We start from the raw sequence: 16,348 nt of genomic DNA on the forward strand, positions 1-16,348 counted from the left end.
CCGGCGCGGGCGGCGCCCGCGGCCTGCACGCCCGGGGCCGCGCTGGGCCGGTGCGGCGGCCGCGCGGCCGAGCGGCGGCGCGGCGATCGGGCGCGGGCGCCCGCTTCCCCGCCCCGGAGCCGGCGGAGGCGCGGCATGACGGCGCTCGACCTGCTGCGGCTCGACCTGCCCGCGCTGCTCGCCGCGCTGCTGGCCTGCGCGACCTGCGGGCTGCTCGGCTCCTTCCTGGTGCTGCGGCGGGAGAGCCTGCTCGGCGATGCGCTCTCCCACGCCGTGCTGCCCGGGATCATCGCGGGCTTCGCCCTGACCGGGGCGCGCGCGGGGCTGCCCATGCTGGCCGGCGCGCTGGTGGCGGCGCTGGCGGCGACGCTGCTGATCACGCTGGTGCGCCGCGCGGCGCGGATCGAATCGGGGGCGGCGACCGGGGCGGTCTTCACCACCTTCTTCGCCGGCGGCCTCGTGCTGATGGAGGTGAGCGGGGCGCGCAGCGTGGATCTCGACCTCGACTGCGTGCTGTTCGGGCAGCTCGAGACGCTGGTCTGGCTGGAGGCGACGGGCTGGGGCTCGCTGCTGGACGCGCAGGCGCTCGCGGGGCTGCCGCGGCAGTTGCACCTGTTGGCGGGGGTGGGGCTCGCGGTGGCGCTCGTCGTCGCCGCGCTGTGGCGGCCGCTCAAGCTGCTCTGCTTCGACCCGGACTACGCGGCCGCGCTCGGCTTCCCGGCCCGGCGCCTCGAACTGGCGCTGAACATGCTGGTCGCGGCCGCCGCGGTCGCGGCCTTCGAGGCGGTGGGCAGCATCCTCGTCGTGGCGATGCTGGTCTGCCCCGCCGCGGCGATGCGGCTGCTGACGGACGACTACCGCACCCAGGTCCTGGGTGGCGCCGCGCTGGGGGCGGCGCTCGGCGTGGCCGGCTACGCGCTGGCCGGGCCGCTGCCGGCGGCGGCGGGGATGGCGCTCTCGCTCAACGCCGCCGGGGTGATCGGCACGCTGGGCGGTCTGGCGGTGGCGCTGGCGGCGCTGCTGCGCAGCCGCGCGCCCGGCCGCGCCGCGACCGCCTGACGGCGGCGGGCCGGCGGCGGCTACTCGGCGGCGAGCGCCTGCGCGAAGCCTTCCGGGTTGCGCACCTGCACCAGCGTGAAGATGCCGGCCGGCGGGCAGGGCTCGATCGATTCGACCGCGGTGGTGTCGGGGTCGAGCAGGTCGCGCAGCGCGAAATCCGGGTGCCAGCCGAGGCGGCGGGACAGCGGCGCCATGGCCCGCTCCACCCACCAGCGCGGGCCGCCCTCGGCGGCGAAGTGGTTCACGAACAGCAGATGGCCGCCCGGACGCACCACCCGCGACATCTCGGCGAAGAGGCGCTTCGCGTCCGGCACCACCGAGGCGGTGAACATGGCCACCGCGATGTCGAAGGACGCGTCCGCGAAGGCCATGCGCTCGGCGTCCATCTCGAGCAGGCCGCGAACATGCGGCAGGCGTTCGGCCTCCACCCGTTCCTTGGCCTTCTCGAGCATCTCGCGCGAGAGGTCGATGCCGACCACCGAGAGGTCGCGCCGATAGGCCGGCAGGGCGAGGCCGGTGCCCACGCCCACCTCGAGCACGCGCGGCCCGGCCAGGCGATTGACCGCCGCCACCGCGCGGCGCCGGCCGAAGCCGGAGATCCCGCCGAACACGGCATCATAGACGCCGGCCCAGCGACGATAGGCCTCGCGCACGCTGTCGGCGTCGAGCGCCGCCCGGGCGTGCCCGCGCTCCTCGGCCCCCTTGGCCAGTCCGATATCAGCCATGGATCCCCTCACGCCCGCGCCCCGTTGGCCCGGGGCCGTCGCAGGCCCGGCGGCGGCCTTGCCGCCGGTGACATGCAAGCGATGAAGCGTCTGGCTAGACCAGCGGCGGCGCGGGTGCAAGCGCCGCGTGCAGGGGCCGCGCGCCGCCGCCGCCGCAACGATACGCCCCAGTTGGGAGGCGCGTCAGCGGGCGCGGGCGCGGTCGGGCAGCGCGACCAGGATCCCGCCGGCGGCGACGATCACCATGCCGATGATGGTCAGCCCGTCCGGCACATCGGAGAAGACCAGCATGCCCGCCAGCACGGCCCAGATCATCTGGGTGTAGGACATGGGCGCGAGCAGGCTGGCCGGGGCGCGGGCGAAGGCCATCACCAGCAGCCCATGCCCCGCCCCGCCCAGGATGCCGAGCAGCACCAGCGCCCCCCATTCCCCGGCCGAGGGCCACGCCCAGGCCGCCGGCAGCGCGGCGGAGGTGAGCAGGGTGGCGGCGAGGCTCGTGTGCAGGATGGTGGTGCGCGGGTCGTCCAGCGTCGCGAGCTTGCGCGTCAGGATCTGATAGACGGCGAACATCGCCGCGGTGCCGAGCGGCAGGAGCATCGCCCAGTGCGGCGGCTCGCCGGCGAAGAGGAAGGGCGGGCGCAGCAGCACCACCACGCCGCCGAGGCCGATCGCCACGCCGGCCCAGCGCCGCCAGCCGACGCTCTCCTTCAGCCACAGCGCCGCGAGCGCCACGGTGAAAAGCGGCGAGGCGAAACCCACCGCCGTGGCGTCGGCCAGCGGGATGTGGACGAGCGCGGTGGTGAACAGCCAGTTGCAGGCGGCGAGCGTCAGCGACCGCAGCGTCTGCAGCCCCGGCGCGCGCGAGCGCCAGGGCACCTGGCCGCCGATGATCCGCAGCGCGATGGCCACGGTGAGGAAGCCGAAGAGGAAGCGCGCCCACATGAGCTGCGTGACCGGGAACTCCGCGGTCAGCAGCTTGATGATGGTGTCCATGACGACGAAGGTCGCCAGCGCCGCCAGCTGCAGCGCGACCCCGGCAAGGCGCGTTGGCATGTTGGGCGCATACTCGCCGGAAGCGTGCCGCTGCGGAAGGCGCCGCGACGCGGGTCCGAACCGCGCTTCACGCGCGGCCGCCGGCGCGGCGGGCCATCGGGGGCACACCGCCCCGGCGCGGACCGGCCGGACAAGCGGCGCGGCGGCGCGATGCGTCCCCTGCCCACCCGTGCTCGCCCCGCATGGACCGCTCGGCGCACCGCAGGCGAGGCAGCCCCAGCCACGCCGCACCGAGGACGCCGCGCACCGGATCATGCCATGCGCGCAGCAGGACCGACCCGCGCCGTGCCGATGCCCCGCTGCCGGACGCCGCCGCCCCGTCCCGGCGGGCCATCCTGCCCGGCAGCCACGCCCGCGCCACTGCCGCCCGCCCGGCTGACTACAGCGGCTTCAGCACCTTGCCCGCGCGCACCGCTCCGCCTGTTCCCGCCCGCCCTATGGCCCCGCGCCGATGGCTGAAGCCGGAACCAGCACCAGGGACGGGGCGCCCTGCTGCGGCGCATCGGCGGGCCGCACGCGCACCGCTGCCGAGACGGCGGCACCCTCGGCATCCAGGACCGTCACGCGGTAGAAGCCTGGCCCCGGCGGCGTCCAGGCGGCCTCGCGCCGCGCCGGCTCATGCGGGACCGGCGCGCCATCCACGAGGAAGGCGAGCGGCCGCCGCCCGCCCGCCGCGCGCAGCGTCACCGGCCCCGCGCCCTCGGCCAGCGCCGCGCCCTGCGGCGGAAAGAGCAGCCGCAGCCGGTCCACCGGCGCCTGCGCGCGGGGCGCCTCGGCCATCACGCGCATCCCCTCGCGCGGGGCCTCGGGCAGCAGGGCGAAGACGCGCGCGAGAACCGGCAGGGCGAGGTGCCGGCCCGTCGCCCCCGGCATCGCCGTGCCGTCCGGGCGCCCGATCCACACCCCCGCCACATGCCGCGCGTCGAAGCCGAGCGCCCAGGAATCCCGCCCGCCCCAGGAAGTGCCGGTCTTCCAGGCCACGCCGCCCGGCCCGCCACCGGGGAAGCGCTGCACCAGGATCGCCGCCACCGCATCGGCCGCCCGGCGTTCGAACAGCGGCTCCGGCGCCACCGCCCCGCCCGGGACGAGGCGCAGCGGCGCGGCGCGCCCGTGATCGGCGAGCGTGGCATAGAGCCCCACCATCTCCCGCAGCGTCGTGCCCGCGCCGCCGAGCGCGAGCGGCAGCGAGGCATCCGCCCCGCGCGGCAGGCGCGGCGGCGCGCCGGCGCGCTTCAGCGCCGAGGCGAAGCGCAACACGCCCACCTGTTCGAGCAGCGCCACGGCGGGCAGGTTCAGCGACATCCTGAGCGCATCGGCCGCCGTCACGCGGCCGGCGAAATCGCGCGAGAAGTTCTCCGGCGCATAGGCGCCGAAATGCCGCGGCAGGTCCGCGATCAGCGTGCCCGGCGTGGCGATGCCGCGCTCGAAGGCCATCGCATAGAGGAAGGGCTTCAGCGCCGAACCGGGCGAGCGCACCGCGCGCGTCAGGTCGAGCGCCCCCGCCCGCGCTTCCGCGCCCCAATCCCCGCCGACCAGCGCGCGCACCTCCCGTGTTGCGACATCCGCCACCACGATCGCCACCGAGGCGCGCTCCGGCAGGGAGGGCAGCACCTCCGCGGCCAGCCGCTCCGCCGCGCGCTGCAGCGCGGCGTCGAGCGTGAGCGTCACCGTGCCGGCGGCGCCGCGCGCCACCTCCCGCGCGAGATGCGGCGCGAGGCGCGGCATGGGCTGGCGCCGCTCGGGCATCGGCGCGGCCAGCGCGACCGCGCGATCCGCCGCCGCGAGGCCCGGCGCGCCGCGCCGCGCCAGCACGCCGTCGCGCGCCGCGCGCGCCGCCTCCGGATGGCGGTCCGGCCGCAGCGCCGCCGGCCGCCGCGCGAGCGCGACCAGCAGCGCCGATTCCGCCGCATCGAGCCGCGCCGCCGGCCGCCCGAACCAGGCCAGCGCCCCGGCGCGCACGCCCTCGATGTTGCCGCCCTGCGGGGCGAGGGTCAGCCAGATGCCGAGGATCTCCTCCTTGCTGAACCGCGCCTCGAGCTGCAGCGCGCGGAGGATCTCGATCGCCTTGGAGCGCAGCGTGCGCGGCCGCGGCTCGAGCAGCCGCGCGGCCTGCATCGTCAGCGTCGAACCGCCCGAGACGACACGCCCCGCCCGCACCCACTGCACCGCCGCCCGCGCCAGCGCCACGGGGTCCACGCCCGGATGCCAGCGGAAGCGCCGATCCTCCGCCGCGACGAGCAGATCCACCAGTTCCGGGGGGACATCCGCAACCGCAGTCGCCAGCCGCCACACCCCGCCCGGCGCCGGCAGCACCGAGACCACCCGCCCCTCGCGATCACGAACCTCGACCCCCACGGCCCGAAGCCGCGACAGGTCAGGTGGTGCGATCCGGTCCAGCGCGACCACGGCGAGGACCAAGGCGGCCGCGGCGAGGAGGGCGTGACGGATCACGGCGGGGCGTGCGGGGAGGGCGCTGCCCTCCCCGGGCCCCTCCCGCCAGAGGCCGAAAGGCCTCTGGACACCGGAACCTGATCGGGCATTTCGGGGAGGGGGCAAGGCCCCCTCCGCCACCGTCATCCGCGACCGCAGCGCCCGCCTCACGGCAGCACCGTGATCCTTGCCGTGTTCTGCCGGGCGAAGATGCCTGGCCGGTACATGTCCTGCGCTTCGGCGCCCGGCAGTTCGAAGCTGCCCGGCGTGACCGCGCGGATGCGGACGGCGAGGCGGGCGAAGGGCCGCTGGGGCGTGAGCGTGACGGCCGCGGCGTAGCGGTCGTCGAGGGCGGGCTGGTTGTCCGGCTCGGTCAGCGTGCCGAGCCAGGGCATGCCGGGCACCTCGCCCGCGGGCAGGCGGGAGGCGATCTCCCAGCCCGCCGGAAGGCCGTGGAACAGCATCGCCTCGTGCCGTTCGTTGGTCTCGCTGCGCAGTTCGAGCAGCAGGATGAAGCTGTCGTTCTGGCGCAGGGTGTCGAGGTTCAGCGCCTCGCCCGCCGTGGTGAAGAAGCGGCGGGTGACGCGGAAGCCCTCGCGCCCGGCGGGCAGGGCCTGGCGCGGGATGCCGGTGATCGAGACCGACTGCCAGACCGGCGCCGTGCCGAGGTTGCGCGCCGTGCCCGGCCCGCCGAGCGGGACCGAGACGACCGGCCGCGCCGGCAGCGCGGAGCCGTTCACCGCGATGGCGGCGTTGCGCGCGCCCTGGCCGAGCACCTGCGCGGCGAGCACCGCCCAGCCCTGCTCCTGCGTGCTGCTGCGCAGCGGCGTGAACTCCGCCCCGGGCAGGACGTTCATCGCCTGGTTCAGCCGGTCCTGGGCGAGCCCGGATTCGCGCAGCAGCAGCGCGGTGACGAGGGCGTCGCGCGTCGCGCTGCCGTAGTCGAACAGCCAGAAGCGCCGGCCGGTCATGCCGAGGGCGGAGGCGAAGGCCCGCTCGGCGCGGGCGGTGTCGCCCCCGCGCGCGAAGGTGGCGGCGAGCTGCGCGCGCGCGATCTGCGTGGGCAGCTGGCCCAGGCTCTCGAACAGCCGGCGTGCGGCGCCGAGGCGCGGCTGGCCGGCCAGCGCCAGGGCGTGCAGCCGGTAGGCCTGGGCGGCGAGGTCCTGCGGGCTGTCGCCGCCGGCGTCCTCGATCGCCTCGTCGAGGAAGCGCAGCGCCTCGCGCAGCGCGCCCTCGGGCACCGTCGCCCCGACATTGCGCGCGCGCACCAGCGCCTCCACCGCGAAGGGCGTGAGCCAGGGCTGGCTCTCCCCGCTCGCGCTCCACATGGCGAAGGAGCCGTCGAAGCGCTGGCGGTCGAGGATGGCATCCACCGCGCGCTGCAGCCGGCTCGCGCGCTCGGCATCGCCCTCCTCCCCGATGCCGGCCGAGAGCGCGATGGCGCGCGCGGCGGATTGCTCGAGGCAGTAGAGCGGGAACTCCTCCACCGCGCGCAGCATGCCCGCGACGTCGTAGCGCACCGCCGCGCCGAAGGAGGCGGAGGCGCGCCACGAGCCCGCGACGAAGCGCTCGGCCGGCGGGACGAGCGGCAGCTCCGCCCCCGGGCGCAGCTCCGCCCCCGCCACCTCGGTCACGCGCGGGCGGGAGGAGCGGATGGTGATGCGGCTCTCGCGCTCGACGCGGAAACCGCCCGGCCCGGTGACGGCGAGGCGCAGCACGCCCTCCCCGCCGTCGGTCGCGCGCAGCGTGACGGAAGGCTGGGCGCGGGCGCCGGTGGCGAGCGTGGCCGCGAGCCGCGCCGGGCCGGCGAGCGCCAGCCCGCCGCTCGCCGTCAGTTCCGCCGCGATCTCGCCCTGCGGCAGTTCAATGTTGTGCAGCAGGACGGAGATGCGCGCCTCGTCGCCGGGGGCGAGGAAGCGCGGCAGCAGGGCCTCGGCCACCACCTGGTCGCGCACCGTGAGCGCGCCCGCCGCCTGGCCGATGCGCGTGCCTTCCCAGGCCACCGCCATCAGGCGCAGCTCGCCGGCGAAGTCGGGGATGTCGAGCGGCACCATCGCCACCCCGTCCGGCCCCGCGCGCACCACGCCCGAGAAGAGCGAGACGAGACGCTGCGGCGGCTGCAGGGAATCCGCCGCCGAATCCTCGTCGCCGCCCTGCCGGAGCAGCGCGAGCTCGCCCTCGGCCGGGGCGATGAGGCGGCCGTAGTCGTCGCGGATGTCCACGCCGAGCCGGCGGCGGCCGAGGAAATGCCCGACCGGATCGGGGTTCGCGAAGCTCGTCAGGCGCAGGATGCCCTCATCCACCGCGGCGAGCGTGAGCAGCACCGGCCCGCCGGCATTGCTCACCCGCACCGGCACCTCGATGCGCTGGCGCGGGCGCACGAGCGGCGGCGCGGCGATCTCGACGCCGAGGGTGCGCGGGGCGGGGTCGAGGCCGAGCCAGGCGAGGCCGAGACCGCGCCCGGGCTGGCCCTGCCGCGCCTCGCCGGGGCGGAAGACCGTGACGGCGACATAGGCGCCGGGCCCCCAGGCGGCGTCCACCGGCACCTCCACCTCCGTGCCGGCCTCGCTCACCGCGACCTCGCGCAGCGAGACCAGCCGGTCGGTCAGCACGGCGATGGAGGCGCGGCCGGCGAAGGGGGGCGTGATGCGGATCCGCGCCGTCTCGCCCGGCGCATAGGCCCGGCGGTCGGCCGCGACATCCACGCGGTCGGGGATCTCGGCCGCCTCCACCCCGGCCCAGCCGGAGCGGAAGCGGATGGAGGTGATGCCGAGGCCGTTCGCGTCCGTCACCTCCAGCCGGTAGCGCCCGAAGCCGAGGCTGCGCGCGAAGCGGGCGGGCTGGCCGGCGCTGACGCGGATCTCCTGCGCGTCCACCGGCTCGTCGCGCCAGACCGTCTCCCAGCGCGCGATCGAGCCGCGCACGACGATGCGCCAGTTCGGCCTCTCGCGCACCAGGCGCAGGCGCAGCGTGGCGGGCACGGCGGCACCCTCGGGCGAGACGGCGGCGATGTCGAAGGCGGCCTCGGCCCCGGCGTCGATCGCGTCGTTGGCGAAGGCGGGGCGGACGGCGACGAGCGTGCCGCGCGCGCGCACCGGCACGGTGAAGCGTGTGCGCGTCTCGCGCCCGCCCGGTTCGCTGACCGAGACGGTGACCTCGCCCTTGACGGGGCGCGTGGTGTCCGGCGCCTGGGGCAGGGCGAGGGTCAGCGTGGTGCGGCCCTGGTCGTCTGTCTCGGGCACCTCGAAGGTGAGCAGGTCCGGGGCGAACTGCTCCTGCGCGAGGCCGAAGCGCCAGCCGCGCCAGGCCTCGAAGGGCTCGGGGTCGGTCAGCAGGCGCATCTCGGCCTGGCCGGAGAGGCCCGCGCCCGGCGCGCCATAGAGGAAGCGCGCGGTGACGGGCACGCGCAGCCCCTGCGGCCCCGGCACCAGCGGACCGGGCACCGGGCCGGCCTCGACGGCGAGGCGCTCGGGCAGGAAGGCCTCGACGCGGAAACTGGCGCGGCCGATGGGCGGCGCGCCGGGGTCGGCCAGCGCCTCGATGGTCCATTGCCCGAAGGGCGCCCCGGCCGAGAGGCGCAGCGGCCAGTAGAGCGCGCCGCCCTCCTGGCGCGGCGGGACGATCTCCTGCGCCACCTGGCCGTTCGGGCGGCGCAGGCGCAGCCGCACCGGCAGGTCGAGCGGGCGGCCCGCCGCGTCGCGGATCAGCGCGGCGGCGTTCACCGTCTCGCCGGGGCGGTAGATGCCGCGGTCGAGCCAGAGGAAGGCGTCCACCGGCCCGGGATGCGGGCGGCCGGTGGCGCCACGGTCGGAGAGGTCGAAGGAGGCGGCCTCGAGCGAGAGCGCGGCGAGGTCGTCCGCCGTCTCGGCATGGATGGCGACCGGCGCGACGGGGCCGGTGCCGCGCAGCAGCGCGGCGGGGAAGCGCGCGAGGCCGTCGGCGTCGGTGCGGGCCTCGGCCAGGATGTCGTTGTTGCGCGCCATCAGCATCACGCGCAGCCCGGCGGTGGCCGCGGCCGATTGCAGGCTGCGCGCCTGCACCGCGAGCCCGTCCGCCCCGCGCCAGGCGGTCAGCCCGATGTCGGAGACGAAGAAGGGCAGCGCCGAGATCGCTCCGCCGCGGCGCGCATCGGCGTTGCGCAGCACGAGCAGATAGGCGCCGGGCCCGGCGCTGCGCAGCACGTCCGGCAGCGGCAGGATGGAGCGGTGGGTCCGGTTGGGCTCGGCGCGCTGCACCTCGGCCCGGCCCTCCCACAGGATGCGGCCCATCTCCTCGCTGATCGTCTCGGCCGACCAGGATTCCAGCGCCTCGCCGGGCGTCCAGTCGCGGCGCAGGGGCACGAGGTTGCGCTCGGCGACGCGCACGAGGCGCATCGTCATCGCCTCGACATTGACGGTGGCGACGCCGATCCGCGCCTCCTGCCCGCGCGGCAGGATGAAGGCGCGGGTGTCGAAGGCGATGCGCGCCTCCCGGTTCGGCATGGCGATGGCGACCGGCGTGTCCTGGCGGAGGTTCTGGCGGTCCTCGCCGGGCAGGCCGGCGCGCAGGATCAGCCGCGTGGTCGCCCCCCAGGGCAGGCCGGCGACGCAGAGCAGGTCCCCCTCCCGCTCGACGGCCAGGGAAGGGATGGGCGGGTCGGCGCGGATCCAGTCCCCCGGCACCCAGTCGGTGCGGCGGGCGGGGGCGTTGGTGAAGGAAATGCAGGCGCGCGCGGGCTCGGCCTCGGGCTCGGTGGCGACGCGGCGGACCAGCATCCCCGCGGCGCGGCGCGCGGCTTCCAGGCGCTGGCGGTCCTGCGGGCTGTCGCGGCGTTCGAGGACGGCCTCCAGCGCCTCGATCTGCTGCACCGGGCGGTCGAGGCGGCGCAGCGCCTCGGCGATGACGAGCAGCGCCGGGATCTCGGGCTCCCCATAGGGGGCGAGCTGGAAGGCGCGCCAGGCGGCGCGCAGGGCGCGCTGGTTGTCCGGCGGCTGGCGGTTCAGCTGCGCCTGCGCGAGCGCGAGCCAGTGCTCGCCGCTCGCCTGCCCCATGCCGATGCGCTCCTCGAGCGCCGCGGCGGCGGCGGCGAAGTCGCGCCGCGCCTCGGCCTCGCGCGCCCGCTGCTCGGCCGCGGCGCGCTGGGCCGGGCTGCCGCCGGCGGGGAAACGGCGCGTCATCTCCTGCAGATACGCCGTGGCATCCCGCCCGAGGCCGGGGAGGTCGAAGCCCTGCGCCGCGGCGAGGCCGGGCAGAAGGAGGCCGAGGACCAGCAGCAGGCGGATCAGGCGCATGGGGGCGTTTCCGGATGGCGGCGTGCGCGGGCAGCATGGCACGCCGCGGCCCCGCGCGCACGGGACGAGGCGATGACGATCCCGCGCCCCCGAAGCATTTCACCCCGCCCGCCCTTTGCGCGTAGTCTCGAAGCCAGCCCGCGCCACAGACGGGCCTCGGGAGGACGGACATGACGAGAGCAACCCGGCTGCGCCGCCGCAGCCTGCTGGGCGCATCCGCCGCGCTGATGGCGCCCGCCCTGGCGAATGGCCAGGGCGCCTGGCCGAACCGGCCGGTGACGATGCTGGTTCCCTACCCGCCCGGCGGCACGACGGATCTCTCCATCCGCCCGATCGCCGAGCCGCTCGGGCGCGCGCTCGGGCAGACCGTCGTGATCGAGAACCGCGCCGGCGCGGGCGGGACTATCGGCGCGCAGGCGGTGGCCCAGGCGCGGGACGGGCACACCTTCCTGGTCTTCCCCGTGGCGGTGATGACCATCGCCCAGCACGTGATGCGCCTCGCCTTCGACCCGGCGACGGCGCTGGTGCCGGTGGCGATGACCTCGATCGCCTACAACGTGATCGCGGCGCATCCGGATGTGCCGTTCCGCGATGTCGCGGGGCTGATCGCCCATGCCAAGGCCCATCCCGGCCAGTTGCGCTTCGGCTCGGCCGGACCGGGCACGATCACGCAGCTCTCGGGCGAGCTGTTCGCCGAGGCGGTCGGCATCCGGCTCGAACACGTGCCCTATCGCGGCTCGGCGCCCTCGCTGACCGACCTGCTCGGCGGGCGCGTGCAGCTTCTGTTCGATCCGGTGGCGCTGCCCGCGATCAAGGAGGGACGGCTGCGCGCGCTGGCGACGCTCGCCGAGCGCCGCAACCCGGACCTGCCGGACCTGCCGACCATCGGCGAGCTCGGCCACCCCAACGCGCTCGCCGTGCCCTGGTACGGCATCGCCGCGCCGGCCGGCACGCCGCGCGAGGTGATCGAGCGCCTCGCCCGCGCCACCGGCGAGGCGCTGGCCACGCCCGAGGCCACGCGCGGCATGGCGCCGATGGGCATGGCGCCCTTCTTCGAGCAAGGCGAGGCCTTCGCCGCGCGCGTCGCCCGCGAACGCGAGACCTACGGCGCGCTGGTGCGCCGGCTGGGCGTGACGCCCTCCTGAGGGCGGGGCGCGGCGCGCCTCACGCGCCGAGTTCGGCGAGCACCTCCGCCGTGTGCTGGCCAAGCGCGGGCGCCTCGGCGCGCCAGTGGCCGAGGCCGGGCAGCGCGGGCAGCGGCACCTCGCCCAGTTGCGGCTGGGCGATGCGGGCTGCCGCGCCGCTGGCGAGGACATGCTCGTTCGCCAGCCAGTCGAGCGGCGTGTTCACGCGGTCGGCAAGCAGCCGCGCCCCCTGCAGGCGGGCGATCCATTCGCCCGAAGGGCGCGTCGCGAAGGCGGCGCGGATGATGGCGTAGAGCGCCTCGCGGTTCGTCCAGCGCGCCTTGAAGTCGGCGAAGCGCGGATCGGCCTTCGCCTCGGGTATGCCGAGCACGTCGCAGATGGCGAGCCATTCGGCCTCGCGCACCAGCGTCACCATCACCCAGGCGCCGTCCGCGGCCCGGTAGGCGCCGGCCGGCACGTTGGGCGCGGCCGCCACGCCGCCCTGGAAGCCCCATTCCGCGATCTGGTGCGTGAGCAGGTTGGACGTCGCGGCCATCAGCGACATGTCGATGACGCGGCGTCGCGGCGCGGCATCCTGCGCGCGCGCGGCGAGCGCCACCTGCACCGCCGAGAAGGCGTAGATGCCGGTGGCCATGTCCGAGATGAAGGCGCCGACCTTGTGCGGCACGCCGTCCGCGCCCTCGTTCAGCGCGACCATGCCGGAGAAGGCCTGGGCGACGGAATCGGTGCAGGGGCGCTCGGCATAGGGGCCGGTCTGGCCGAAGCCCGAGATCGAGAGGCAGACCGCGTCGGCCTTGGCGTTCTCGGGCCCGAGGCCGATGCGCGCGGCGACGCCGGGGCGGAAGGCCTCGATCAGCACGTCGGCGCTCGCGGCGAGCTTCGCGGCGGCGCGCCTGCCTTCTTCCGACTTCAGGTCGAGCACGACGCTGCGCTTGCCGCGGTTGAAGCAGACCGTCATCACCGAGACGCCGTCCTTCGCGGTGCCGAGGCCGCGTGACCAGTCGCCCTCCGCCGGTTCGAGCTTGATGACATCGGCGCCGCAGGCGGCGAGCATCATCCCGCAATAGGGCCCCGCGATGCCCTGGCCCGCATCGAGCACCCTGATGCCCCGGTAGGGGCGCATCGCCTCGTCCATCACGTTCCCTCCTGCGCGTTCCGCGCCTATCCTGACGCGAAGGCCGAGGAAGGGAAGGGGACGCCATGACCATCACACGCCGCGCTGGCGGCGAGCCTCGCGCCGCTCGCGGCACCCGCGCTGGCGCAGGACTGGCCGAGCCGCCCGGTGCGCTGCATCGTCCCCTACCCGCCCGGCGGGCCGACCGACCTCGTGGGGCGCGTGGTCGCGCAGCGCGCGCAGCGCGAACTCGGCCAGCCGCTGGTCATCGAGAACAAGGCCGGCGCCTCGGGCACCATCGGCTCGGCGGAGGTCGCGCGGGCGGCGCCGGACGGGCAGGTGCTGCTGGTCAACGCCTCGGCGCATGTCATCATCCCCCACCTCAACCGCAACCTGCCCTACGACGCACTCAACGACTTCACGCCCATCACCAACATGGCGATGGTGCCGCTGATCGCGCTGGTGAACCCGCGCCTGCCGGTGCGCTCGCTGCGCGAACTCGCCGAGCACGCGAAGGCCAATCCGGGGCGGGTGAGCTACGCCTCCTCCTCGATCGGCGGCGCGCAGCACCTGGCGGGCGAGATGTTCAAGATGCTCGCCGGCGTGGACATGGTGCACGTGCCCTATCGCGGCGCGGGACCGGCGATCCAGGATCTGATCGCGGGCAATGTGCAGGTGATGTTCGACAGCGTGCCGGCCGGCGCCTCCGCCGTGCGGGAGGGGATGCTGCGGCCGATCGCGGCGCTGAACGCGCGGCGCATCGCCGTCCATCCCGACCTGCCCACCAGCGCGGAGGCCGGCTTCCCGGATCTCGTCATCTCCACCTGGTACGGCTTCTGGGGGCCGGCGCGCCTGCCCGCGGCGATCGCCGAGCGGATGCAGCGCGCCATCGCGGTGGCGGTGCAGGACGGGGAGGTGAAGGCGCGGCTCGCCACGCTCGGCGCCGATCCGGTGGCGGACACGCCGGCCGCCTTCGACGCCTTCTGCCGCAGCGAGTCCGAGAAGTTCGGCGCCATCGTGCGCCGCGCCAACATCACCATGAACTGAGGCGGCATGCGCGCGATCCTGTGCGAATCCTGGCGCGACTTCGATGCGCTGGAGGTGAAGGACATCCCGCCGCCCCCGATGCGGCCGCGCGGGGTGCGCATCCGTGTCGAGGCCGCCGGCGTCTCCTTCGCGACGCAACTCGTCGTCGCGGGCAAGTACCAGCGCAAGCCGCCGCTGCCCTTCGTGCCGGGAACCGAGATCGTCGGCACCGTGATCGAGGCCGCGCCGGATGCCGAGGCGCCGCCGGCCGGCACGCGCGTCTTCGCCGTGCTCGACTGGGGCGGCTATGCCGAGGAGGCGATCGCCGACGACATCCATGTGGTGGCGATCCCGGAAGGCCTGCCGGCCGAGGCGGCGGTGGCCTTCCCCATCTCCTACCCGACCGCCGGGGCCGGCCTGTTGTGGCGCGGGCGGATCGCGCCGGGCGACTGGGTGCTGGTGCATGGCGCGGCGGGCGGCGTCGGGCTGGCGGGGGTGGAGATCGCGAAGGCCGTGGGCTGCCGCGTCATCGCGCGCGCCGGCGCCGCCAAGCACGGGCTGCTGCGCGCGCGCCGAGCGGATGTCGTGCTCGACAGCGCCGAGCCCTTCCGGGACGCGGTGCGCGAGGCGACGGGCGGGCAGGGTGTCGCCTGCGTGCTCGACACGATCGGCGGCGATGCCTTCGACGAGTCCCTGCGCTGCCTCGGCGATGGCGGCACGCTGGTGGTGGTGGGATTCGCGGGCGGCGGCATCCCGACGGTCGCGGCCAACATCCTGCTGCTCAAGAACATCGCCGTCGCGGGGGTGAACTGGGGCACCTATGTCGGGTGGTCGCCGGGCGATGCGCGCCGCCTGCACGCGCCGCGCGCGCGGGCGCTCTGGGCGCAGCTCATGGCGTGGTGGCAGGCCGGCGCGCTGCGGCCCGAGGTGCATGCCGCCTTCCCGCTGGAGCGGTTCCGCGAGGCCATGGCTGAGGTGCGGGAGCGGCGCAGCGCCGGGCGGGTGGTGCTGCGGCCGTGATGGGTGGCGGCGCAGCGCGCGGCAACGGTTCTCCTGGCGCGCGCCGGATCCCGGAAGCGGCCGAGGGCGGGGAGACGTCGCCGCCGCCCGCCCGCGCCGCATGAAGGACCATCGCGGCGTCGCGCTGATCGTCGCCTCCGCGCTGTTCATGCAGAATCTCGACAGCGCGGTGCTGGCGACGGCCCTGCCGGCGATGGCGCGCGACCTGAACGAGGACCCGGCGCGGCTCGGCGCGGCGATCACCTCCTACCTGGTGGCGCTGACCGTCTTCATCCCCTTCTCGGCCTGGATCGCCGACCGCTTCGGCGCGAAGCGCGTCTTCATGCTGGCGATCCTGGTCTTCGTCGCCTCCTCCATCCTGTGCGGCCGGGCGCAGGGGCTCGGGGAACTCGTCGCATTCCGCGTTCTGCAGGGCGTGGGCGGGGCGATGATGGTCCCGGTCGGCCGGCTGCTCCTGCTGCGGGAGGTGCCGAAGAAGGACATGCTCTCGGCCATGGCCTGGCTGACCATGCCGGCGCTGCTCGGCCCCGTGACCGGCCCGCCGCTGGGCGGCGTGCTGACGGACCTCTTCTCCTGGCGCGCGGTGTTCTGGATCAACGTGCCGATCGGGCTGGTCGGCCTCGTCCTGGTGGCCTGGAGGATCCCGCATGTACCGCCGGCGCGGCCGGGCCCGCCGGATGTGGTGGGCCTCGCGCTGACCGGCGGGGCGCTGGCGCTGCTCATGTTCGGCCTCGAGACGGTGGGGCGGCACGTGGTGCCGGGCTGGATGTCCTGGAGCGGGCTCGTCTGCGGCGGCGCGATGGGCTGGCTCGCGATCCGCCATTGCCGGCGGGCGCCGTCGCCCGCGGTGGATCTCGGGCTGTTCCGCATCGCCACCTTCCGCGACCCGGCGGTCGCGGGCAGCCTGTTCCGCACCGGCGCGGGGGCCGTGCCCTTCCTGATCCCGCTGATGCTGCAGATCGGCTTCGGGATGAGCGCGACGCAGAGCGGCTTCGTCTCCTTCGCCACCGCGCTCGGCGCCTTCGCGATGAAGCCGCTGGTGCGGCCGCTGCTCAGGCGCACGGGTTTCCGCACGGCGCTCATGGCCAATGGCGTGCTGGCGGCGGCCGGCGTGGCGGCGCTGGCGCTGGTGACGCCCGCCTGGCCGGCGGCGGCGATCTTCCTGCTGCTGGCCGCGGGCGGGCTTGCGCGCAGCCTGCAGTTCACCGCGCTGAACACGCTCGCCTTCGCCGACGTGCCGCCCGAGCGCATGTCGCGCGCGACGGCGCTCTACGGCACGCTGCAGCAGCTCTCGCCCGCGCTCGGCGTGGTGCTGGCCACCGCGACGCTCGAGGTGTCGCAGGCGCTGGCGGGCCGGGATGCGCTGCTGCCGGTGGATTTCTCGCTCGGCTTCGTGGTGGCCGCGCTGGTGGTGGTGCTGGCCGTGCCGCTGCACGCCCGCCTGCCGGCCGATGCCGGCGCCGAGGTTTCGGGCCATCGCGGATGATGGGTTCAAAGGGCCTTTCG

General features: G+C 75.9%; 10 protein-coding genes. 5 read left to right on the forward strand and 5 right to left on the reverse strand.

All coding sequences use genetic code 11. The features are described 5' to 3' along the window. Positions 1 to 135 precede the first annotated feature (135 nt). Positions 136 to 1,059, forward strand: a complete 924-nt coding sequence (locus FHS88_RS17110) for a metal ABC transporter permease (protein ID WP_184486693.1) — start codon at positions 136 to 138, stop codon at positions 1,057 to 1,059. A 20-nt stretch (positions 1,060 to 1,079) separates the two neighbouring features. Here FHS88_RS17110 and FHS88_RS17115 read toward each other — a convergent pair whose 3' ends face one another. From FHS88_RS17115 to FHS88_RS17130, 4 genes are all read right to left on the reverse strand, one after another. Beyond that, a complete protein-coding gene (locus FHS88_RS17115; protein ID WP_184486694.1) occupies positions 1,080 to 1,784 on the reverse strand; it encodes a class I SAM-dependent methyltransferase in 705 nt (234 codons plus the stop codon). Positions 1,785 to 1,967: 183 nt separating this feature from the next. Then, positions 1,968 to 2,837, reverse strand: a complete 870-nt coding sequence (locus tag FHS88_RS17120) for a DMT family transporter (protein ID WP_184486695.1) — start codon at positions 2,835 to 2,837, stop codon at positions 1,968 to 1,970. A 435-nt stretch (positions 2,838 to 3,272) separates the two neighbouring features. Further along, positions 3,273 to 5,288: a penicillin-binding protein 1C gene (gene pbpC / locus FHS88_RS17125; RefSeq protein ID WP_338146634.1), complete on the reverse strand. Its 2,016-nt coding sequence runs from the start codon at positions 5,286 to 5,288 to the stop codon at positions 3,273 to 3,275. A 146-nt stretch (positions 5,289 to 5,434) separates the two neighbouring features. Beyond that, positions 5,435 to 10,537 carry an alpha-2-macroglobulin family protein gene (locus FHS88_RS17130; RefSeq protein WP_184486696.1) on the reverse strand — a complete coding sequence of 1,701 codons (5,103 nt, stop codon included), beginning with the start codon at positions 10,535 to 10,537 and terminating at the stop codon, positions 5,435 to 5,437. Positions 10,538 to 10,707: 170 nt separating this feature from the next. Between FHS88_RS17130 and FHS88_RS17135 the strand changes: the two genes are divergently transcribed. Then, positions 10,708 to 11,682 (forward strand): Bug family tripartite tricarboxylate transporter substrate binding protein, encoded by a 975-nt coding sequence (locus tag FHS88_RS17135; RefSeq protein WP_184486697.1) that lies wholly within the window; start codon positions 10,708 to 10,710, stop codon positions 11,680 to 11,682. 19 nt (positions 11,683 to 11,701) lie between these two features. Here FHS88_RS17135 and FHS88_RS17140 read toward each other — a convergent pair whose 3' ends face one another. Beyond that, positions 11,702 to 12,817, reverse strand: coding sequence for a CaiB/BaiF CoA transferase family protein (locus tag FHS88_RS17140; RefSeq protein ID WP_184486698.1), 1,116 nt, complete (start codon positions 12,815 to 12,817; stop codon positions 11,702 to 11,704). 147 nt (positions 12,818 to 12,964) lie between these two features. On the opposite strand from FHS88_RS17140, the gene FHS88_RS17145 reads away from it, so the two are divergent. The 3 genes from FHS88_RS17145 to FHS88_RS17155 all read left to right on the forward strand — a co-directional run bounded on the left by FHS88_RS17145 (position 12,965) and on the right by FHS88_RS17155 (position 16,328). Then, positions 12,965 to 13,843: a tripartite tricarboxylate transporter substrate-binding protein gene (locus tag FHS88_RS17145; protein ID WP_184486699.1), complete on the forward strand. Its 879-nt coding sequence runs from the start codon at positions 12,965 to 12,967 to the stop codon at positions 13,841 to 13,843. Between the two features lie 6 nt (positions 13,844 to 13,849). Next, on the forward strand, positions 13,850 to 14,842 hold the full coding sequence (locus FHS88_RS17150) for an NADPH:quinone oxidoreductase family protein (RefSeq protein ID WP_184486700.1): 993 nt from the start codon (positions 13,850 to 13,852) through the stop codon (positions 14,840 to 14,842). Positions 14,843 to 14,942: 100 nt separating this feature from the next. Beyond that, a complete protein-coding gene (locus FHS88_RS17155; protein ID WP_184486701.1) occupies positions 14,943 to 16,328 on the forward strand; it encodes an MDR family MFS transporter in 1,386 nt (461 codons plus the stop codon). The last annotated feature ends 20 nt before the right edge of the window (positions 16,329 to 16,348 follow it).

This window comes from Neoroseomonas alkaliterrae, from assembly GCF_014199195.1.
GTDB classification, from domain to species: domain Bacteria; phylum Pseudomonadota; class Alphaproteobacteria; order Acetobacterales; family Acetobacteraceae; genus Neoroseomonas; species Neoroseomonas alkaliterrae.